Annotated in this window: 17 protein-coding genes and 1 pseudogene; 3 read left to right on the top strand and 15 right to left on the bottom strand. The window is 69.6% G+C overall.

What is annotated here, in order from left to right; genetic code table 11:
* Together bluB and QK444_RS11900 are read left to right on the top strand one after the other, a co-directional pair.
* The gene (gene bluB, locus QK444_RS11905) at positions 1-672 is read left to right on the top strand and encodes a 5,6-dimethylbenzimidazole synthase (protein ID WP_282779731.1); all 672 of its coding nucleotides are present in this window, start codon (positions 1-3) and stop codon (positions 670-672) included.
* Between the two features lie 104 nt (positions 673-776).
* Positions 777-992: a hypothetical protein gene (locus QK444_RS11900; protein ID WP_282779729.1), complete on the top strand. Its 216-nt coding sequence runs from the start codon at positions 777-779 to the stop codon at positions 990-992.
* A gap of 54 nt (positions 993-1046) precedes the next feature.
* Here QK444_RS11900 and QK444_RS11895 read toward each other — a convergent pair whose 3' ends face one another.
* The 7 genes and pseudogenes from QK444_RS11895 to QK444_RS11865 all read right to left on the bottom strand — a co-directional run bounded on the left by QK444_RS11895 (position 1047) and on the right by QK444_RS11865 (position 10083).
* Entirely contained in the window at positions 1047-2339 is a 1293-nt protein-coding gene (locus QK444_RS11895; protein ID WP_282779728.1) for an acetyl-CoA C-acyltransferase, read from the bottom strand.
* 128 nt (positions 2340-2467) lie between these two features.
* Complete coding sequence (gene raiA / locus QK444_RS11890; RefSeq protein ID WP_282779734.1) at positions 2468-3106, bottom strand: ribosome-associated translation inhibitor RaiA; 639 nt, start codon at positions 3104-3106, stop codon at positions 2468-2470.
* Positions 3107-3373: 267 nt separating this feature from the next.
* Positions 3374-4018, bottom strand: a complete 645-nt coding sequence (locus QK444_RS11885; RefSeq protein ID WP_282779726.1) for a ComF family protein — start codon at positions 4016-4018, stop codon at positions 3374-3376.
* Positions 4019-4189: 171 nt separating this feature from the next.
* Complete coding sequence (gene lpqB, locus QK444_RS11880; protein WP_282779724.1) at positions 4190-6004, bottom strand: MtrAB system accessory lipoprotein LpqB; 1815 nt, start codon at positions 6002-6004, stop codon at positions 4190-4192.
* A 1082-nt stretch (positions 6005-7086) separates the two neighbouring features.
* Positions 7087-8634: pseudogene (mtrB, locus tag QK444_RS11875) on the bottom strand (MtrAB system histidine kinase MtrB); the annotation flags it as partial.
* Between the two features lie 44 nt (positions 8635-8678).
* Positions 8679-9365 (bottom strand): MtrAB system response regulator MtrA, encoded by a 687-nt coding sequence (mtrA, locus tag QK444_RS11870; protein WP_172544812.1) that lies wholly within the window; start codon positions 9363-9365, stop codon positions 8679-8681.
* Between the two features lie 70 nt (positions 9366-9435).
* On the bottom strand, positions 9436-10083 hold the full coding sequence (locus tag QK444_RS11865) for a dTMP kinase (protein ID WP_282779722.1): 648 nt from the start codon (positions 10081-10083) through the stop codon (positions 9436-9438).
* Positions 10084-10185: 102 nt separating this feature from the next.
* On the opposite strand from QK444_RS11865, the gene QK444_RS11860 reads away from it, so the two are divergent.
* Positions 10186-11289 carry a glycerophosphodiester phosphodiesterase gene (locus tag QK444_RS11860; protein WP_282779721.1) on the top strand — a complete coding sequence of 368 codons (1104 nt, stop codon included), beginning with the start codon at positions 10186-10188 and terminating at the stop codon, positions 11287-11289.
* A 116-nt stretch (positions 11290-11405) separates the two neighbouring features.
* Here the strand turns inward: QK444_RS11860 and ahcY are convergent, their stop codons facing one another.
* The 8 genes from ahcY to QK444_RS11820 form a co-directional block, all read right to left on the bottom strand.
* Entirely contained in the window at positions 11406-12887 is a 1482-nt protein-coding gene (gene ahcY, locus QK444_RS11855; protein ID WP_282779719.1) for an adenosylhomocysteinase, read from the bottom strand.
* Positions 12884-13852: a carbohydrate kinase family protein gene (locus QK444_RS11850; RefSeq protein ID WP_282779733.1), complete on the bottom strand. Its 969-nt coding sequence runs from the start codon at positions 13850-13852 to the stop codon at positions 12884-12886. Before QK444_RS11850 ends, ahcY begins: the two co-directional genes overlap by 4 nt.
* Before the next feature lie 35 nt (positions 13853-13887).
* The gene (metK, locus tag QK444_RS11845) at positions 13888-15102 is read right to left on the bottom strand and encodes a methionine adenosyltransferase (RefSeq protein WP_282779717.1); all 1215 of its coding nucleotides are present in this window, start codon (positions 15100-15102) and stop codon (positions 13888-13890) included.
* A gap of 9 nt (positions 15103-15111) precedes the next feature.
* Positions 15112-16200 carry a 3-oxoacyl-ACP synthase III family protein gene (locus tag QK444_RS11840; RefSeq protein WP_282779715.1) on the bottom strand — a complete coding sequence of 363 codons (1089 nt, stop codon included), beginning with the start codon at positions 16198-16200 and terminating at the stop codon, positions 15112-15114.
* A complete protein-coding gene (locus tag QK444_RS11835) occupies positions 16197-18539 on the bottom strand; it encodes a beta-ketoacyl-[acyl-carrier-protein] synthase family protein (protein ID WP_282779714.1) in 2343 nt (780 codons plus the stop codon). The genes QK444_RS11840 and QK444_RS11835 overlap by 4 nt, the downstream gene beginning before the upstream one ends.
* Before the next feature lie 7 nt (positions 18540-18546).
* Positions 18547-19833, bottom strand: coding sequence for a beta-ketoacyl-[acyl-carrier-protein] synthase family protein (locus QK444_RS11830; RefSeq protein WP_282779712.1), 1287 nt, complete (start codon positions 19831-19833; stop codon positions 18547-18549).
* Positions 19826-20209, bottom strand: a complete 384-nt coding sequence (locus QK444_RS11825; RefSeq protein ID WP_282779710.1) for a hypothetical protein — start codon at positions 20207-20209, stop codon at positions 19826-19828. Before QK444_RS11825 ends, QK444_RS11830 begins: the two co-directional genes overlap by 8 nt.
* Positions 20206-21178 (bottom strand): beta-ketoacyl-[acyl-carrier-protein] synthase family protein (locus tag QK444_RS11820; RefSeq protein ID WP_282779708.1); only part of this gene is annotated, 973 nt, incomplete at its 5' end. The genes QK444_RS11820 and QK444_RS11825, both read right to left, overlap by 4 nt.

The following is a 21178-nucleotide window of genomic DNA, read 5'->3' as shown; positions in this document are numbered from 1 at the left end:
GTGTGTGCTGAAGGTCCGCTTGCCCCCGCCGAATACCCGAGCGTCTACGACGTGATCCGCCTGCGTCGGGATGTGCGCGCGGAGTTCACCGGCGAGGTGGTCGACGACGCGACCCTGCTGCGCATTCTGGATGCCGCGCATCGCGCGCCCAGTGTCGGCAATTCCATGCCCTGGGATTTCGTGGTGGTGCGGGACGCGGACACGCTGCGCACCTTCGCCGACCACGTGGCCGACAAGCGGCGGGCCTTCCATGAAGCACTGCCCGAGGATCGCGCCCGAACCTTCGACCCGATCAAGATCGAGGGCATTGTCGAGTCCGGAACCGGCATCGTGGTCACCCACGATCAGGCCCGCGGCGGCACCCATGTGCTCGGCCGCGCCACCGTCCCCGAAACCGGTCTGTACTCCACGATTCTCGCAATCCAGAACCTGTGGCTCGCCGCCACCGCCGAGAGGGTCGGCGTGGGCTGGGTGAGCTTCTACGACACCCCGTACCTCGCCGACCTCATCGGCGTCCCCGACGGGGTCAAGCCCGTGGCCTGGCTGTGTGTGGGACCGGTACGCGAATTCCAGCAGGTTCCGGATCTGGAACGGTTCGGCTGGCGCGACCGTCGCCCACTGGAGGCGGCCGTGCACTGGGAGCGTTTCACCGACGGCGCGGAGCGAACCTGAGCGTCCAGCGCCCCGAAAACTCCTGTCTCGGAACACAACCGGCGCATAGCTAGCGCGATCGGCAGCAGCCGGACGGAGATCAGCGAGACCTGAGGGAAGTTCTCATGAAGCGGTTTGCCGTCACGACCGCGATGGCCGCCGCGCTACTGGCGGCCGCACCCGTCGCCCAAGCCGACGCCGACAACGCAGACGTCCGGCCCGTGGTCGGCTCGAACTGCATTCCGGTCTACGGGTTCAGCGCGGCGGCCTGCCAGCCGGGCACGCTCCTGGACTGGCTGAAGTTCCTCGCCACGGGATCGGCGGGTATGTCGTCCCACTGATACCGGCGGTCCGGGGTCGACCCTGATCGACCCCGGCGCGGAAGGACTACCGGCTCAGACCCTTTCCAGCACCGCCGACGCACCGATGCCGCCCGCCGCGCAGATGCCGAGCAGGGCGGTGGACTTGCCGGTGCGGGCCAGCTCGTTGGCCATGGTGGTGACCATGCGGGCGCCGGTCGCGCCGAAGGGGTGGCCGAGGGAGACCGAGCCGCCGTGCACGTTCAGGGTGGCCGGGTCGATCTCACCGACGGCGGTGTCGCGGTCCAGGCGGGTCTTGGCCCAGTCGGTGCTGGCCAGGGCCGAGACCACGGACAGGGTCTGGGCCGCGAACGCCTCGTGGATGTCCACCAGGTCGACGTCGGACAGCGCTATCCCGGCCTTGTCCAGGGCGCGCGGCATGGAGATGGCCGGGCCGATGAGCACCTGATCGCGCGGGTCCACGCTGACGTAGCTCCAGGAACGGAAGGCGGCGAGGGGTTCGAAGCCGAGTTCGCGGGCCTTGTCCTCGCTCATCAGCAGCACCGCGGACGCGCCGTCGGTGAGCGGGCTGGCATTGCCCGCCGTGACGGTGCCGTCCTTCGCGAAAACCGGTGCGAGGGTGGCGAGCTTCTCGACACTGGTGCCGGGGCGGACCAGCCCGTCGCGGGTGACCGTCTTGCCCTCTGGCGTGGTCACCGACAGCACCTCGCTGTCGAAACGCCCGGAGTCGATGGCCGCGGCGGCCCGGTGGTGCGAGCGGACGGCGAACTCGTCCTGCGCGGCACGGGTGATGCCGTGGATGCGCGCCATCTTCTCGGCGGACTCCCCCATCACCTCGCCGGTGGTGCGCTCCTGGATCTTGGGGCGGCGCGGCACGATGTCGACGAACGGGGCGAGCTGCGCGACCGCCGCGAGATAGTCCTTCGGCTTGGGTTTGCCCAGGGCCAGCGGGGCGGCGGCGTGCACCACCTTCTGCGGCAGCTTGACCTCGGCATTGCTGGTGGAATCGGAGCCGCCCGCGATCATGATGTCGTACTCGCCGCGCTCGATGGCGGCCGCGGCGGAGGTGACGGCCTGCAATCCCGAGGCGCAGGCGCGGGTCACCGTGTAGCCCTCGCAGCCGGGGTCGAGTTCCAGGTCCAGGGCGATCTCGCGGGCGATGTTCGGCGCGGCGCCGGGCAGGATCACCCCGCCCCACACGATGGCCTGCACGGCCGCCTTGGGCAGCCCGGTGCGCGCCAGCAGTCCGCGGACCGCGGTATCGGCCAGATCGATGGAATCCATCCGGGTGTAATCGGAAAACGCCCTGACGAACGGCGTCCGAGCCCCGGAGACGATGACAGCACGGCGAGCACCCTTGGTAGCCATGGGATTTCCTTTCCAGCGAATCCTGTGACCACCAACTTACTGGAAAGTAAGAAGAAAGGCGATACAGCATGTATCAGCAAGCGGCCGGGGCGCTGCGCCCCGGCCGTTAGCGGGTGGAAAACGCCGTTCTACTCAGCGAGCCGGATCAGGCCGTAGTCGAAGGCGTGGCGACGATAGACGACCGACGGTTGGTCGGACTCCTTGTCGTGGAAGAGGAAGAAGTCGTGGCCGACGAGCTCCATCTGGTAGAGGGCGTCGTCGACGGACATCGGAATCGCGGGGTGTGTCTTGGTGCGCACGATATGGCCGGGTCCCGCATACTCTTGGCCCTCGTCCACCGCCTCGGCGGCATGGTCGTGAGGCTTCGCGGCACCGTTCCCGTTCGACGAGGCGAACAGGGAATCATCGATGAGTCCGGCCGTGGCCTCCGCGACCGAAATGGGGGTCTTCTCCCCGTGGTGGACGCGACGGCGGTCCTTCAATTTGCGCAATCGGCTCTCGAGCTTCGCGACGACCGACTCGAGGGCGGCGTAGAAACTGTCGGCACAGGCCTCCGCCCGCACCACCGGGCCCTTGCCACGCGCGGTGATCTCCACCCGCTGGCAGCTCTTGCGTTGACGACGGTTGCGTTCGTGGAACAGCTCCACGTCGAAGAGGAAAATCGACGGGTCGAAGCGTTCCAAACGGGAAAGCTTGTCCGCGACGTGAATTCGGAAATGGTCGGGAACCTCGACATTGCGTCCCTTGACCACCACATCCGCTTTCATACCCTTGGGGGCATCGTCGGGGACAGGGGCTTCCAGCACCGCAGTGTCTGCGTCTTTCACTGAAGGTCGTGAAGAAGTCGTCACGCGTACCTCCCGGATCTGGCCGCACAATCCGCTCGTGCGGCGGGATTGAAACGTGTGCCGATCGAAGACTCGCTCGGCACGTGATGTCCGAGGCGCCACCTCCAAACTCTCGGTTCGGGTGTCTGATCGCGACGCTAGTACGCCAGCGATCGTTCCGCCAGTGTTCACGCTAATTTCTGTCAGTCAAGCTCGACAGGTCACGAACACGGCTCGGACCGGCACGCCCGCGCCGATCAGCGCGCGCACCGATTCGCGGGCGGTAACCCCGGTGGTCAACACGTCATCCATGAGCACTACCTCGGCATTTGCCGGAATCGGCACCGTGTGTCGGGACGGTCGGGCGGCGATGATCCGGCCGCGCAGGTTGTGCTCCCGATCGCCGGGCGACAGGCCGACCGAATCCCGCACACCCGGCCGCGTCCGCAACAGCCGCGCCATCCGGCAATCCGGCAGCCAACTCGCTGCGACGAGCGCCGTGCGCACCACCGGATCGCCCCCGCGCCGACGGGCGGCGGATCGGCGACTGGGCGCGGGCACCAGCACCAGCGGCCGTGTGTGGTCGCGCAACCGATCCAGTCCCCTGGCCACCGCCAATCCCAGCGGTTCGGCCAGCTCCCGGCGGCACTGCTCCTTGACGGCCAGCACCGCGCGCCGCGCCGGACCGGCATAGGGCGCCAGCGCCCAGCACGGCACCCCGGGATCGGCGCGGGGACGCGCCCGCACCGGTGGACCCGCCAGTGTCACGGCACACTCCGCACACCAGCCGACCCCACCCGCGCCGCATCCGCAGCACGTCCGCGGCAGCACCAGATCGAGCAGCTCCCCCATGCCCCCAGTGTCACCCGCCAGAGCCTTGCCCACCGGCGTTTTCACGCCCGAACGCCACGTTTGCCCGTCTAGCGGGGTGACACCGGTCGCCGCTCCCGACACCCGCGGGCGGACCACTCCTGTCAGTCGTCGCGGGCGGGCGACTCCTGTCGCGCGTCGCGGCGGGGCGATTCAGCCGGGCAGTACCGGAATGGCGTTCGCGCCCAGGCCCGGCACCACGCGCCAATAGCGTTCGCCGCCTTCGGCACTGCTGGTGAGCTCCATGACGTCGCGGGCGTCGGCCACGTACTGGCGGTCAGAGGACGCGGCCACCACGCGCAGCGGCGGGGTCAGGTTCTGACTCGTGACCGAGTTCAGGCCGGAACCGTCGATCGGCACGCGGACGATGGGATCGACCGTGCCCTCGCGGGCGATCATGATGCTGTCCATCTCGGTGTTCTGGGTGTACCAGTCCAGCGAGACCGCGGCGGTGCTCAACTCGGGCGCGATGGGCAGCGGCGCGGTCAGCGCGTAGCGGCCCTCGGGGCGCGGCTCCACCACGGCCAGATACACCTTGCCGCCCGCGATGAGGGCGGCGCGCACACCCGACGGGGAGATGCGCAGATCGGTAATGGGCAGGCGCGGGGTGAGCGCGCCGGTGGCGCTCGCCACCGGCGCGATCAGCGCGGAGATATCCACGTCCTGCACCGACACGTTTCCGCTGGCCCGGTCGTGCACGGCCCGGATGACCCGCTCCCCGTCCACCACAGCCCACGCCGAGGTGCCATCGGAGGTCCAGGACGGTCGGGTGATCAGGCCGCCCGTCGCCACCGGGAAGCCGGTGCCGTCATAGGTGCCGATGATCAGGGTGCGGCCCGGTTCCGGTTCGGGGCGACCGGAATCCGCGACCGCCGCGACCAACTGCCCGTCCGGCGACAGCCCCACCGATTGCAGGGTGCGGGTGGTACCGAAGAAGCCCGGCGCGGGCACGATCCCGTTGTCGGTGACCCGCACCAGCGAGCCGTCCCGCACCGCGTGCAGCCCAATGCGGTTGCGCGCCGCCTCGGACGGGCTCAGCGCTTCGACGTCCTGGCGGGTCCAGCCATTGAGGGCGTACCGCTCATCCAGGGGTTTTCCATCGGCGAGCAGCATGAACGGCCCGAAGATCTCGGCCTCCGACAGGGTGAGCACCACCTGTGCGGCCAGCACTTCCTTGGATCGCGCGTCCAGCCCTGCCGCGCCGGAGAAGTCGATGAGCACGCCGCCCGCGCCGACGCCCACGGCTTCCGGCTCGCCATTGGCCTTGGTGACCGGTCCGCGCAGACTGACCGGGCCGGACAGCACGTTCTTCACCGCGGGAGTGAGCGCGGGCTGCGGGCCCTCGGCGAGCAGACCCAGCAGTTTCTGCGTGAGCTGTTCCTTGGGCGCGGCGATCCAGCGCAGGTCGGGCACCATGACCGTCCCGTCCTGATTGCTGAAGTACAGCGCGTGCCGCCGGTAGGACTTGTTGAAGGCGCTGCGCTCGATCAGGACGCCGGTGGGCAGGTCGTCGATGCGCCATTCACCGTCGATCTTGACCAGTTTGACCTTGTCCTCGAGGGTGCCGTCGGCGACCCGGTAGGAGCCGTCGGCCTCGAGTTCGCCGATCTTGCGGGTGCGGATGACGTAGGTGGCGGTGTCCTCGGTGCGGGACTCCCGCAGCGTGTCCGGCTTCTCGATGATGGTGGTGCCCTCGGCGTCGTCCCAGTTGACCGCCGCCGCCGGGGTCAGGAACTGGCGCGCCGCCTGATGCCGGTTGGCCGGATCGGCGGTGGCCTGCACGAAGTCCTGCAACAGCGCCTCGGGCTCGCGCCCGACGATGGGCGGCGCCGGTTCGGTGCTGGTCGGCTGCCGGTCGAGGGTGCCGAGCGCCTGCGGGGCCGAGGAGTCCGGCAGCTGGGCACAGCCGACCATGCCCGACAGCGAACCGACCAGCACGGCCAGCAGCCCGATTCTGCGCAATCTCATGCTTTCCCGTCCCCTGACTCGGTGAGCACGCTGTCATCGGGACCGTCCGACCCCGAGCCGACCGCGCCCGCGGGCCGCTGGCGATCGGAATCGGCACCGGGATCACGACCGTGCGCGCGCCGGGACGCGGGGATATCCGGGTCGGCACCCGCCGCCGGGTCGGCGGGTCCGCCCGCCGATCCCCACGGGAACACGGCGCCCGCCGGGGCCGCATCCGCACGCGCGTCCGACGCGCCCCCGGCCGCCCCGTCGGCATCGTCCGACGCACCGAACGATCCGCGCGACGCACCGTCCGAATCGGATCCGCTATCCGATTCGGGCCGCCCGTCGGATGAACCGAACCGAGCACCCGCTGCGTGCGCCTGCCCCGCATCCGGACCGGGCGAAGTACCCGGCCCCTCCGGCCGAGCCTCGGACCAACCCGGCCCGTCCTCGGGTAAATCCGACGCCCGCTCGGCCGAACCAGCCGAGTCCCCGGACGCATCCGATCCGATCTCGGATGCACCGGACGAATCCGCCGACGAACCAGCGGAATCCGGCAGCGCGCGCGCACCGGGCCGGGTCGCCGACGAGCCGGACTCGCCACCCGGGGAATCCGACGCGTCCGAGGTATCCACGTCGATCTCCGAGAGCGCCTCGGAACCCGCGTGGTTCGTGCGGTGCTGATCCGGCGGAGCGCTCGTCGACGAGGTGGCCATGGAGTTCGGCGGAGTGGTCGTCGGGAGACCGGTGGTGGCCGCTGGCGTCGCCGACGAGCCGGTGGCCTCATCCGGGAGGCTTCCCGGCATATCCGGCCGAGGACCCGGCTCCTCCCGTCGAGCACCCGACGCGTTGGACTCGGGTCCCGGCGCGCCGGTGGCTGCCGTGGCCGGATCCGGTGGGGTGGTGGGGCTTTCCGGCGGAGCCACCTGTTCTGTGCCGAGGTGAGGGAAGGAATCGGTGCGGTAGGCGGATTCGTCGGCCACCCGGGTCATGGGGCGGGTGGGGACGTCGGGGCCCGCGGAGACGAATCCGGCGGCCTCGGTGAGGTTTCCGACCTCCGGGGGCGGGGGTTCGGCGGGCGGGCCGCCGCGGCGCTTGGGCGGTTCCAGGGGTAGCGGGCTGGCGCCGAGCTTGCGGCCGCGCACCAGGGGCAGGGTCAGGCGGAAGCTGGCTCCGACGCCGGTCTCGCCCCACGCCTCCAGCTTGCCGTCGTGCAGATTGGCGTCCTCGACGCTGATCGACAGGCCCAAACCCGTTCCGCCGGAACGCCGCACCCGCGAGGGGTCCGAGCGCCAGAACCGGTTGAAGACCATCTTCTCCTCACCGGGCCGCAGGCCGACGCCCTGATCGCGCACCACGAACGCCACCGAGTTGGCGTCGGCGTCCCCGCGCACCCGCATGAGCACCGGTTTGCCCTCGCTGTGGTCGATGGCATTGGCCAGCAGATTGCGCAGCACGCGTTCCACGCGGCGCGGATCCACCTCGGCGACAAGCGGTTCCTCGGGCATGTCCACCACCAGCTCGACGCCGGTCTCCTTGGCCAGATGCCGCACCGTGGACACCGCCGCCCGCGCGCACATGCGCACATCCAGCGATTCCACCTGGAGTTCGGCCACACCCGCGTCGTGACGGCTGATCTCGAGCAGATCGTTGAGCAGTCCCTCGAAGCGGTCGAGTTCGTTGACGAGCAGTTCGGCCGAGCGGGCCAGCGCCGGATCGAGGTCGTCGCTGGAGCCGTGGATGAGGTCGGCGGCCATGCGCACCGTGGTGAGCGGGGTGCGCAGCTCGTGGCTGACGTCGGAGGTGAAGCGGCGCTGGAGGTTTCCGAACTCCTCGAGCTGCGTGATCTGGTTGGAGAGGCTTTCCGCCATCTCGTTGAAGGCCATGGCCAGGCGCGCCATATCGTCCTCGCCCCGCACGAGCATGCGCTCCTTGAGGCGGCCGTCGGCGAAGCGGCTGGCGATGCGCGCGGCGGATCGGATGGGCAGCACCACCTGTCGCGTCACCAGCGCGGTGATGGCGGCCAGCAGCACGAGTAGCACCACGCCGCCGATGAGCATGGTGCCGCGCATCAGCGACAGGCTGCGTTCCTCGCTGCTGAGCGGGAAGACGAGATAGATTTCGAGCGAATCGATCTCGGCGGAGGGACTGCCGATGATGAGCGCCGAGCCGCGGCGGCCCTCCGAGTCGGTGATGGTCGCGAACTGGTAGCTCACCTGATTCGATTGCACGAAATGCCGGAGTTCCGGCGGGATCTCCTGAATCGGCCCCGCGGTGAGTTCGCGGTGATTGTCGCCGTACATGGCGAGCGCGGAATCGTAACTGCCCGCCGCGCCGCCACTTCCGCCGCTGGTACTGCTCCCCGCGGACAAGGCGCGGCGGGCATCGTCCAGCCGCACCAGCGGGGTACTCGAATCATGCACACCCGAGAGGGTGGATTGCACCGTATTGCGCGCGCGGCTCATCTCCTCGACGGCCGCGTTGATCTTCGCGTCCAGCAGTCTGTCGGTGATCTGGGAGGTGAGCACGACGCCCAAGATCGTGATCACGATCAGCGACAGGGTGAGTGTGGACACGACGACGCGCAATTGCAGCGAACGCCGCCAGATGTGGCCCAGTTGCTCTCCGAGATTGCGAAACCAGGCCACCACCGCTGCCAGCCACCGCTCGACGCGGTTTCTGGAGCCAGCGATCACGGCGGTCCGGCCTTGTAACCCACGCCTCGTACGGTGAGCACGATCTCAGGGTTCTCGGGATCCTTCTCCACCTTGGCGCGCAACCGCTGCACGTGCACATTGACCAGGCGGGTATCGGCGGCGTGCCGGTAACCCCAGACCTGTTCCAGGAGCACTTCACGGGTGAACACCTGACGCGGCTTGCGGGCCAGCGCCACCAGCAGATCGAATTCCAAGGGAGTCAGCGAGATCTGCTGTCCGCCGCGGGTCACCTTGTGCGCGGGCACGTCGATGACGATATCGGCGATGGAGAGCAGTTCCTGCGGCTCTTCCTCGGTGCGGCGCAGGCGGGCCCGCACCCGAGCGACCAGTTCTTTGGGCTTGAACGGCTTGACGATGTAATCGTCAGCCCCCGACTCCAAACCCAGGACGACGTCGACCGTATCGGTCTTCGCCGTCAGCATCACGATGGGCACGCCCGAATCCGCGCGCAGCACCCGGCACACGTCGATGCCGTTCATGCCGGGCAGCATGAGATCCAGCAACACCAGATCCGGACGTAATTCCCGGACCGCGGTGAGCGCCTGCGTGCCGTCGCCCACGACATGGGGATCGAACCCCTCGCCGCGCAAGACGATCGTGAGCATCTCGGCGAGCGCCATATCGTCGTCGACGACCAGAATCTTCGGCTTCATAAGTACTATGTTGTCACCCTTCCGGCTCTGTTCGGGTCGCCTCGCCGACAGTCGTGATTACTCCGGCGCACATCCAACCCTATCCAGCAACAATTTCCGCGAGACGCGCGGCAAGTGTTGCCGGATCGTCACCGCTCCGATGCACCCACCATGGTCCGCGCCACTGCGTTTCGGCGAGTTCGGAATAGACCTTAGCGGTGCGACGCTGTAGTCCACCGTCTTTTTCGTAGGCGTCCAGCGCCCGCGCCGTGTCCGCTTCGCCGCGTTTGCGCGCGCGTTCCTCGGCCACCTCGGTCGGCACCGACAGCAGGACCTGCAGATCCGGGACCGGAAGTTCGAAACGGCCGAACTCCAAATCCGCGATCCAGCGGGCGATTTCACCCCGCGAATCCTGCTCCCGCCGGGCGGCCGAATAGGCCACATTGGAGGCGACGTAGCGGTCGAGCAGCACGATATCGTTGTCGACCAACAGCTTCGACAATTCGTCGCGGGCATCGGCCCGGTCGAGGGCGAACAGCAGCGCCATGGCGTGTACGGAGGCGGCGACGTCGCCGTGGCCACCACGCAGCGACTCGGCCGCGAGGTCGGCGTGCACGCTGCGGCCGTAGCGCGGAAAGGCCAGCGTCGCCACCCGCAGGCCACGCGCCCGCAGCGCGGTCACGACGGCATCGGTGAGCGTGCGCTTGCCAGCGCCGTCCAGACCCTCCACCGCAACCAACGCTCCCATGGCCGCGAGAGTACCGAATGCCGGCGACAACGGTGCGGGTGACCGGACAACTCACCGCCGCGACCACTTGAAATAGCTACGTGATTGCTACCATCCCCGGTCATGACCTCCCTCCACGCCAGGTCCACGACGACACGGACGGTCGCCGCCCTCGGCGTCGCGGTGGCCGCCCTAGCGCTGACCGCCTGCGGTTCCGACGACCCCGACTCCACCGCGCCGACCACCTCCGCGGCGAGCGCCGCGGCCGACCCGAATCGCCCCTTCGACCTGCAGGCACATCGCGGCGGCCGCGGGCTGACCATCGAGGAGTCACTGCCCGGCTTCGCCAAGGCCATCGAATTGGGCGTCAGCACACTGGAACTCGATATCGTGCTCACCCGGGACAAGGTGCCGCTCATCTGGCACGACCCCGAGATCGAGGACGAGAAGTGCTCCGACACCGCCCCCGCCACCCCGGACGACCCGCAGTACCCGTACGTCGGCAAGCTGGTGCACGACCTCACCTACACCCAGATCCAGACCCTGGACTGCGGTAAGCGGCTGGCGGACTTCCCCACCGCCCAGGAGCTGCCGGGCAATCGCATCGCCACCCTGCCCGAGCTGTTCGACCTGGTGAAGACCTATCCGGGCGCGTTCGAGGGGCTGCGCTACAACATCGAGACCAAGATCGAGGCGGAGGACCGCGACGAATCGGCCACCCCCGAGGAATTCGTCGACGTCATCCTGGCCGCCGTGGACGCGGCGGGCGCGACCGACAAGGTGGAGATCCAGAGCTTCGACTGGCGCAGCCTGCCGCTGGTGAAGGCGAAGAACCCGGCCGTGCCCACCGTCGCCCTGTACGACGACTCCACGTTCACGGCGGGCAGCGCGTGGCTGGGGCCGATCCGCTACGAGGACTACCGCGACGATCCGCTCGCCGCCGTCAAGGCCCTCGGCGCGGATATCGCCTCCCCCAGCTACGTCAACCCCTGGGACAGCGACGCGAAGCTCGGTGACGCCGGTTTCACCCTCGTCACCGACAGCGCGTACGTCCGCCGGGCACACGAACTGGGCCTGCGGGTGGTCCCCTGGACGGTCAACGACAAGGCGACCCTGGCGGCGGTGATCGACCAGGGCGTCGACGGCGTCATCACCGACTACCCCGACCGGGCGCGCGAGGTGATGCGGGAGAAGGGCATGCCGCTGCCCGCGAGCTACACCCGGTAGCACCGGCCTACGCGAGCGGCCCGAAAACCCGGTTGGGCCGGTCATCGGATCGATGACCGGCCGAATCGTCGTTCTACCCCGGGTGTCTCACGCCGCGGCGCGAAACCCGTCGCGGCTCAGTACCGGTAGTGCTCCGGCTTGAACGGGCCCTCCACGTCCACGCCGATGTACTCGGCCTGGTCCTTGGTGAGCTTGGTCAGGGTGCCGCCGAGGGCCTCGACGTGGATCTTGGCGACCTTCTCGTCGAGCACCTTGGGCAGGCGGTAGACCTCGTTGTCGTACTCCTGCGGCTTGGTCCACAGCTCGATCTGCGCGATGACCTGGTTGGAGAAGCTGTTCGACATGACGAACGAGGGGTGTCCGGTGGCATTGCCCAGATTGAGCAGACGACCCTCGGACAGCACGATGATGGACTTGCCCGAATCCGGGAAGGTCCACAGGTCGACCTGCGGCTTGATATTGAGCCGGGTCGCGCCGGAACGCTCCAGGCCGGCCATGTCGATCTCGTTGTCGAAATGGCCGATATTGCCCAGGATGGCCTGGTCCTTCATCGCCTTCATGTGATCGAGCAGGATGATGTCCTTGTTGCCCGTGGAGGTGATCACGATATCGGCCTCGCCGATGGCCTGCTCCACGGTCACCACGTCGAAACCGTCCATCAGCGCCTGCAGCGCGTTGATCGGGTCGATCTCGGTGACCTGCACCCGCGCGCCCTGACCCGCGAGGGACTCCGCACACCCCTTGCCGACATCACCGTAACCGCAGATCAGCACCTTCTTGCCGCCGATGAGCACATCGGTGCCACGGTTGATGCCGTCGATGAGCGAGTGGCGGGTGCCGTACTTGTTGTCGAACTTGGACTTGGTGACCGAGTCGTTGACATTGATCGCCGGGAAGGACAGCTCACCGGCGGCGGCGAACTGGTACAGCCGCAGCACGCCGGTGGTGGTCTCCTCGGTGACACCCTTGACCGACTCGGCGATCGCGGTCCACTTGCCCTTGTCGGTCTCGAACCGCTCCCGCAGCAGGTTCAGAAACACCGTGTACTCGGCGGAGTGGTTCTCGTCGGCGGGCGGGACCACACCGGCCTTCTCGAACTGCGCGCCGCGCAGCACCAGCATGGTGGCGTCGCCGCCGTCGTCGAGGATCATGTTCGCGGGCTCGTCGGGCCAGGTGAGCATCTGCTCGGCGGCCCACCAGTACTCCTCCAGGGTCTCGCCCTTCCAGGCGAAGACCGGGGTGCCCTTGGGCTCGTCCACGGTGCCGTGCGGGCCGACCACCACGGCCGCGGCGGCGTGGTCCTGGGTGGAGAAGATATTGCAGGACGCCCAGCGCACCTGCGCGCCCAAATCGACCAGGGTCTCGATCAGCACCGCGGTCTGCACGGTCATGTGCAGCGAACCGGAGATCCGCGCACCCCGCAGCGGCTGCACGTCGGCGTACTCGCGACGCAACGCCATCAGGCCCGGCATCTCATGCTCGGCCAGGCGAATCTCCTTGCGGCCGAACTCGGCCAGTGACAGGTCCGCCACCTTGTAATCGATCCCGTTGCGGACATCGGGGGTCGCGGTCTCGCGCAGTCCTTTCGCAATTGTCACGACAGTACCTTTCGTTCCCGGTCGGCGGTCGTATCGGTCAGCAGCGCGGCGAGATCGTCGGCCGCGTCGGAGCCGTAGGCGGCGGCGAGGCGTTCCAGCGCGGTATCGGGGCGCCACGACCAGCCTTGCGGCCCCACCGATTCCAGGACGAGTACGGCCACGAGGCAGCCGAGTTGGGCGGCCCGTTCCACGGTCGCGCCGCGGCCACGCGCGAAGACGAATCCCGCACGGAAGCCGTCCCCGACGCCGGTGGGGTCCACCTTGGCGGTCTCCGGCACCGCGGCCACCCGCACGCTCGGACCGCCGGTTTCGACGATCTCCACGCCGCGCTCGCCCAGCGTGGTCACCCGAGTGCGCACCATGGCCGCGATATCCGCCTCCGCCAGACCGGTTTTGGTGCGCAGCAGGCCCCACTCGTATTCGTTGGTGAACAGCAGGTCCGCACCGTCGAGCAGGGCGCGGATACGCCCGGCGTCCAGGTAGGCGAGCTGCTGGGACGGGTCGGCGGCGAACGGCAGACCGTACTCGCGGCACTCCTCGGTGTGCCGCAGCATGGCCGCCGGGTCGTCGGCCCCGATGAGAACCAATCCGGGCCGACCGTAGCGCGCCGACAGCTGGGCCACCGAGATGCGTGCGGCCCGCGCCATGGCTCCGGGGTACATACTGGCCAGCTGTGCCATATCGGCATCGGTGGTGCAGACGAACCGCGCGGTGTGCAGATCGTCGTGGGTGCGCACGCCGCCCAGGTCGACCCCGGTCGCCGCGAGCGCGCGACCGTACTCGGCGAAGTCGCCGCCCACCGCACCGATCAGCAGCGGCCGGTCGCCGAGGCGGCCGAGCGCGTAGCAGATGTTCCCGGCGACGCCGCCGCGCCGGACGACCAGGTCGTCCACCAGGAAACTCAGCGACACGTGCGAAAGGTGTTCGGGCAGTAACTGTTCGGCGAATCGCCCCGGGAAGCGCATGAGGTGGTCGGTGGCGATGGAACCGGATACGAAGATCACGCCACCGCCTCCTTCAGTTCGGCCACCCGATCGGTGCGCTCCCACGGCAGATCCACGTCGACGCGCCCGAAATGCCCGTAGGCGGCGGTGGGGCGGTAGAGCGGGCGCAGCAGGTCCAGATCTCGGATGATCGCTGCCGGCCGCAGATCGAACACGGACTCGATGGCCCGTTGGATATGCGCCGGATCATAGTTCTCGGTGCCGAAGGTCTCGACGAAGAGGCCGACCGGCGCGGCCTTGCCGATGGCGTAGGCGACCTGCACCTCGAGCCGGTCGGCCAGACCCGCCGCGACGGCGTTCTTGGCCACCCGGCGCAGTGCGTACGCGGCGCTGCGGTCCACCTTGGACGGATCCTTGCCGGAGAACGCGCCACCGCCGTGGCGGGCCATGCCGCCGTAGGTGTCGACGATGATCTTCCGACCGGTCAGGCCGGCGTCGCCCATCGGACCGCCCAGCACGAAGGTGCCGGTCGGATTGACCAGCAGCCGCACCTCCCCGATGTCCAGATCGGCCACGCCGAGCCCGGCCAGCACATGGTCGAGCACATGGGCGCGCAGATCGGCGGCCAGCTCACCCTCGGGGGCGATGCCCGGTTCGTGCTGTGCGGAAATCACCACGGTCTCCAGCCGCACCGGCCGGTCCCCGGCGTACTCGATGGTGACCTGGGTCTTGCCGTCGGGGCGCAGATAGGGCACCACGCCGCTCTTGCGGACCTCGGCCAGCCGACGGGAGAGCCGGTGCGCCAACGCGATCGGCAACGGCATCAACTCCGGGGTGTCGGCACAGGCGTAGCCGAACATCAAGCCCTGATCGCCCGCGCCCTGCCGGTCGACGAGGTCGTCGCGTCCGTCCACCCGCGCCTCGTAGGCACGGTCCACCCCCTGCGCGATATCCGGCGACTGGCTGCCGATGGACACGTTCACCCCGCAGGTGGCACCGTCGAATCCCCGTGTGGAGCTGTCGTATCCGATCCCGAGGACGGTGTCGCGCACGATGCGCGGCACATCCACCACGGCGGTGGTGGTGACCTCCCCCGCCACGTGCACCTGTCCGGTGGTGACCATGGTCTCCACCGCCACCCGCGCGCCGGGGTCGCCGGCGAGCAGCGCGTCGAGCACCGCGTCGCTGATGGCGTCGCACATCTTGTCCGGATGGCCCTCGGTCACCGATTCGCTGGTGAACAGGCGGCGGGCCGCTGTCGATCGCACCATGGTGGTCTCCTATTTCCCGATGGTTTCCGGCCAGCGCAGCGTCAGGCCCGCGTACACATAGCGGCTGGCCTCGATGGCCAGCAGCATGACGTTCTGGCCGGCGCGCACCCGCCCGGTGCGCAGGCCGTCGTCCAGGGCCAGCAGCACCGCGGGCGATCCGGTCGCGCCGACGTCGGCGAGGTTCTCGACGACCAGGGTTTGCAGCAGATCGAAATCGGCCTGCGACAGCCCGGCGTCGGCGAATTCCCGCGTGAAGTACTCCGCGTTGCCCTCCGGAAGGACGCACGCCCCGATCTCGTCCAGGCGCAGGCCGGAACGATCCAGCAATTCCCGCAGCGCGGTGACGAACACGCGCGGGCCGTACTCGGCCACGCCATTGGCGTCCAGCGCGATATCCATGAGCCGCTTGCGCTTTCGCTGCTCGTGCACCGGAATATCGGTGCCGCCGCCGATCACCCGCATACCCGGCGCGCGGTGGCCGCCCAGGCAGGCGTTCACATAGCCGTAGCGGCGTACTCCGGCGCCGCTCCCCCCGCGCAGCACCACGGCCGCGGCTCCGTCGCCGAAGTTGAACAGCGTCAGCCGATCCCGCATGCGCACGGCATCGGGATCGCGGCCCAGAAACATCGGGGCGAGCAGCGGTGAGATGGCCTCCGTGCCGATCACCACGGCGGTGCGATGGGTGCCGTCCGCCAGTTGGCGGAACGCGATATCCAGAGCCTGCACCGCGCCGACGCAGCCGGCGCGCACCTCGATCAGCGCACAGCGCTCCAGGCCCAGGTGCTCCTGCACATAGCTGGCGGAGGTCGGGAGATGGAATTCCGGACTGGCCGTGGACACCACGATGAGGTCCACTTCCGCCGGCTCGATACCCGCTTGGTCCAGGGCGCGCCGTGCGGCCGCCTCGGCCATCCGGCTGTTGCCGGTCAGGTGCGTGCCGTCGGACGGATCGATCATCCAGTGCCGGTGCCGTACCTGGATGCCGTCGAGCACCTCCGCGGGCAGGGTGCCGACGAGCTTCTCGAGCTGATCGTTGTCGATGGGGTCGCCGGGCAGGTACGAACCCGTCCCCGCAATGGTGACCTGGTGGTCGGTCATGGCGTGTACTCCGTTCCCGGGGTGAAGACCAGACTGAGATGGGTGCCGCCCAGCGATGAGCTGTTGACCAGCGCCGGGCCGTCGAAGCGCGTGGGCTCCGCGAAGGCAAGGGCGGCGCACAGGTGGGCTCCCGCGCCGACCGGTTCGCCGAGTACCCGCTTGGGCTGTTCGACGCGCGTGGTGTCGGAGCGGAACCGCTCGATGGCGGCCAGCTCCGGATCGTCGACCGTGGGCAGGCCGCCGGCATTGGCCCAGATAGCCTGGACCGCACCGGATTCCAGCCCGCACTCGGCGGCGGCGGCCCGCATGGCCCGCTCGACGCCGCCACCGCGCAGGTCCCAGCGCCCGATGCCCGCGCCGTCGAAGGCGGTGCCGTAGCCCGCGAAGGTCGCCAGCACCCGCGCACCGCGGTCGCGGGCGAACGACTCCCGTTCCAGCAGTAGGGTCACCGCCCCCTCTGCGAGCAGGTAACCCGACCGGCCGGCGGTGGCGAACAGGGGGATGCGCTCGTAGGCCCGCCGCGCGAAGGGGCCGAGCACGTCGGCGGCCGGGCACAGCAGTGCGTCGGCGGCACCGGAGCGCAGCAGGTCGTAGCCGACGCCCAGGGCACTGGCTCCGGCCGCATGTGCGGCGGTGAGCGTCGAGGTGGGGCCGCGCACGCCCAGCAACATGGACACTTGGCCCGCGGCGGCGTTGTAGACGGTATTCGGAAAAACCGCCGGATTCCCATCGGTCACACCGGATTCCAGCACCGGAACGGTGAACCGCTCCAGGCTTTCCACCGGGCCGAGCCCGGTGCCGAGCACCACGCCCACCCGGTCGGGGTCGTGTGCGGCCGGATCTAGTCCGGCGTGCTCCAGCGCCATCGCGCTGGACGCCACCGCGAGCACCCCCAGCCGGTCCATCCGCCGTCGCTGCTTGGCCGTCAGATGCGCCGAGGCGTCGAAGTCCAGCGGCGCCATCGCGAAATCCACTTCACGGGAACGCGGTTCCGATCCGGACCGGTACCTGCGCACCAGTTCCTCCGGTGAGGTCGCACCGGGCAGAATGACCCCGATACCGGTGACGACCACGCGATCCACTCCGGTCCGAGACGCCGGGGACGCCACCCGGCCTTCCCGCCCGTACACCACCGTGGCATTGGCTCCGGCGAAGGCGAAGTTGTTCGACATCGCCACATCCATGGGCAGCCGCCGCGCGACATTGGGCACCGCCTCCAACCCGCATTTGGGATCGGGTCCGGTGAATCCGGCAGTGGGCGGGGCGATCTGGTCGCGCAACGCGAGCACGGTCGCGATCGCCTCCACCGCGCCGGCCGCACCGAGCAGGTGGCCGATCATGGATTTGACGCTGCTCAGCGCCACCTTCTCCGCTGCCGGTCCGAACGCCCGGCGCACGGCGTTGCTCTCCGCCGAATCGTTCTTCGGGGTGCCCGTGCCGTGGCCGTTGACGTAGCGCACGTCGGCGGGCGTGACGCCACTGGCGGCGAAGGCCGCGGTGAGCGCCCGCGCCGCGCCCTCGCCCTCCGGATGCGGCGCGGTGGGGTGGTGGCCGTCGGCGGACAGCCCGTAACCGAGCACTTCGGCCAGCACCGGCAGGCCGTGCCGCACCGCCACCGCATGCTCGACCAGCACCAGCATGCCGCTGCCCTCACCGAGTGAAAGCCCTTGCCGATCCTTGGAATACGGTGCCGCGGGCACCGGTGAGAGCGCTTCCAGGCTGTGGAAGCCCGCGAAGACGGTCTCGTTGAACGCGTCGCTGCCGCCCACCACCATGACATCGGCGCGATCGGCGCGGATGAGTTCCACGGCGTGGGCGACGGCATGCGCACCGGCCGCGCAGGCGGTGTTCACCGACAACACCGGCCCGCGCATCCCGAACACCGCCCCCACCGCCTCGGCGATGGTCTGCGGCTGGATCATCAGGTACTGCCGCCACGGCGGGACGCGCCCGTCCCGTTCCGCCCGCCACGCCTGCTCCAGGCTGCGCAGGCCGCCATTGCAGGTGCCGATGACCGCACCCCAACGGGTGGCCGGGACACCGTCCGCGTCGGCCCCGGACCGCCGCGGCCGCAGCCCGGCGTTGCCGATCGCCTCGGCCGCCGCCGCCAGCGCGAATTCCACCACCGGATCCAGATTCTCGTCCGGGTCCCGGTCCTGGTCGCGCCACGGGGTCACCTCACCACCGAGCCGGGTGCGACAGCCGGTCAGGTCGAGTCCGCGCACCGGGCGGATGGCCACCGTCCCGGCCAGGAATCCGCGCCACATGGCCTCGACACCCGGCCCCTGTGCGGTCACCGCGCCGACACCACAGACGACTATTCGCTTGGGAGCGTTCATGGTCGATTCACCTCGCTGTGCTGAGGGCCAGGGCGACCGCCTGGCCTTCGAAACCGCGGGCCAGCGCGAGCGCACCGGTCAGCTGTCGTTCTCGGGGACCGTCGGGAACGTAGTCCAGGTCGCAGTCGGGATCGGGATCGTCGAGATGGGCCGTGCCCGGTATCACGCCGTGGTACAGCGCGAGAGCGGCCACCGCGGCGTTCACCGCGCCCGCACCACCCACCAGATGCCCGGTCTGTGGCTTGATACTGCTCACCGCCGTCGCGCGGGCGTGCGCGCCCAGAGCGGTGTGCAGGGCGCGGGTCTCGCTGGTGTCGCCATCACGGGTGGCGCAGCCGTGCGCCGCGACGTAGGAGATGTCGGCGGGAGCGGCGCGCCCGTCGCGCAGCGCGTGAGTCACCGCGCGCGCCAGCCCGCGGCCACTCGGATGCGGTGCGGGCGGTCGATGGCATTCGTTGCCCGCGCCGAAGCCGGTGAGCTCGGCGTAGACGCGTGCGCCCCGCGCCCGCGCCGCGCCCCGTTCCTCCAGGACCAGCACCGCCGCGCCCTCGCCCAGGATCGATCCCGACCGTTGCCGATCGAAGGGGCGGAACGCCGCCGCCCCCCGGTCGTTGTCGGTGGACAGCACGCCGACGCCGTCCAGTTTGGACATCGGCCACCAGTTGGTGGCGTCGTCGTAGCCGCCCGCCAGCGCCAGATCGGCCTCCCCCCGGCGAATCGCCCGCATGGCCCGGCCGATGGCGGTGGCGCCGCTGTCGGCGGTACCCGCGTAGAACGAGTTGGGGCCGCGGATACCGAAGCGCTGCGAGACATGAAACACCGCCGCCGGTTGCAGTCCCTCGACGAAGAACAGCGGGGCCATGATGGATCCACCCTCCCGACCCAGCCGCTCCAGATCCGGTTCCCCGTCCGGGCGGTGGATGCGGGTGATGTTCGCGATGAGGTCCTCGAGCCGCGAGATCTCCTTGTTCCCACCGAGATACAGTCCGGCGCGCGGTCCCAGTTCGGTCTCGGTGTCCAGTCCCGCGTCCGCCAGCGCCAGGCTCGCACCCGCCAAGCCGAGCTGGTCACCGCGGTTGAGCATGCGCAGCGCCTTGCGCGAGGCGTAACGCAGCGGATCGAAGCCGTCGATCTCGGCGCCCAGCCGGGTGTGCAGCGGACTCGGATCGTAGGCGGATAGCACGCGAATTCCGCTGCGCCCCTCCAACAGTCCGCTCCAGGTGCGGGCGGCGTCCGGTCCGAGGGCGGTCAGCAGCCCGATGCCGGTGACCACCACCCGTCGTCGTTCAGTCATGGAAATCCTCTGTGCTCGGGCCGAGGCGCAGCAGCGCCACGGTGGCGGCACGGCGGCCGTCCACCTCCGCCACCGCCTGGCAGTCGAAGCGATCCGCGGCCGCCTCGGTGGCCGCGACGGTGATGCGGATCTGGTCGCCGGGCTCGATGTAGCGGCGGAAGCGCGCGCCCCGCAGCAGGACCGGCCGCACCAGGCCGGGCGGCGCGATGAGCGTGGCCACCGCGTACACGCGGTCGAGCAGCAGCACGCCGGGCAGCACCGGAAAACGCGGGAAGTGGGTGTCGAAGACCGGCAGCGTCATGGGCACGTTCACCAGCGCGACCGCGCGGCGTCCGGGTTCGGTCGTTTCAACCCGGTCCAGCAGCGGGGGCGTCACGGCGCACCGCCGATCACCAGACTGGTGTTGGTGCCGCCGAAGGCGAAGGCGTTGATCAGCGCCGCCCGCACGACCGCGGGCCGGGCAGTGCCGGGCACGTAGTCCAGATCCATTCCCCGACCGGGCGTTTGGTGATTGACGGTGGGCGGCACCAGCGAGTGGCGGATCGCTCCGACGGCGGCCAGCACGTTCAGGGCCGCACCCGCGGCGGTGAGATGCCCGGCCATGGATTTGGGTGAACTCACCAGCAGCCGGTAGGCGTCGTCGCCGAAGACCTTCTTGACGGCCACGGTCTCGGACTCGTCGTTGCCTGGGGTGCTGGTGCCGTGGGCCACCACGTAGTCGATACCTTCCGGACCCACCCCGGATTCCGCGATCGCGCCCTCCATGACCTGGACCGCGCCATTGCCGTCCGGCGGGGAGTCGGTAATGCGCCAGGCATTGAGGGTGGCGGCGTAGCCCAGGATCTCGGCGAGAATGGGGGCGTCGCGGCGGCGGGCGGACTCCAACTCCTCCACGACGAACACCACCGCGCCCTCACCGAGCACGAATCCGGACCGGGTGGCGTCGAAAGGCCGGGAGGCCCGCGTCGGATCGTCCTCGTAGCCGGTGGCGAGCGCACCCAGCAGGCTGAACCCGAGCACGTCGAGCCAGCTGGTGAGGGAGTCGTAGCCACCGGCCAGCATCAGGTCGGCATCACCCTCCTGGATCAGCCGGTATGCCTCACCGATGGCGTGGCCCGAGCCGGAGCAGGCGGTGCTGATGCCGACCATCGGTCCGGTCGCGTCGAGGATCCGGGCCATGGCGGCGACCGGCAGGTTCTGGTTGCCGGTCAGGGTGAGGCTGGGCGCCTGTCGTTCGAAAACGTCCGGGCGACCGGTGGTCTCGCGGGCCCGGCCGATATCGACCAGTAGGCGCAGGTCCGGGCGGCCCACACTGCCGCCCATGGCCACCCCGCGCGCGTCGCCC

Source organism: Nocardia sp. CC201C (genome assembly GCF_030010695.1).
GTDB classification, from domain to species: Bacteria; Actinomycetota; Actinomycetes; order Mycobacteriales; family Mycobacteriaceae; genus Nocardia; species Nocardia otitidiscaviarum.
The sequence above is the reverse complement of the archived record's forward strand: the minus strand, read 5'-3'. Positions and strand labels throughout refer to the sequence as shown.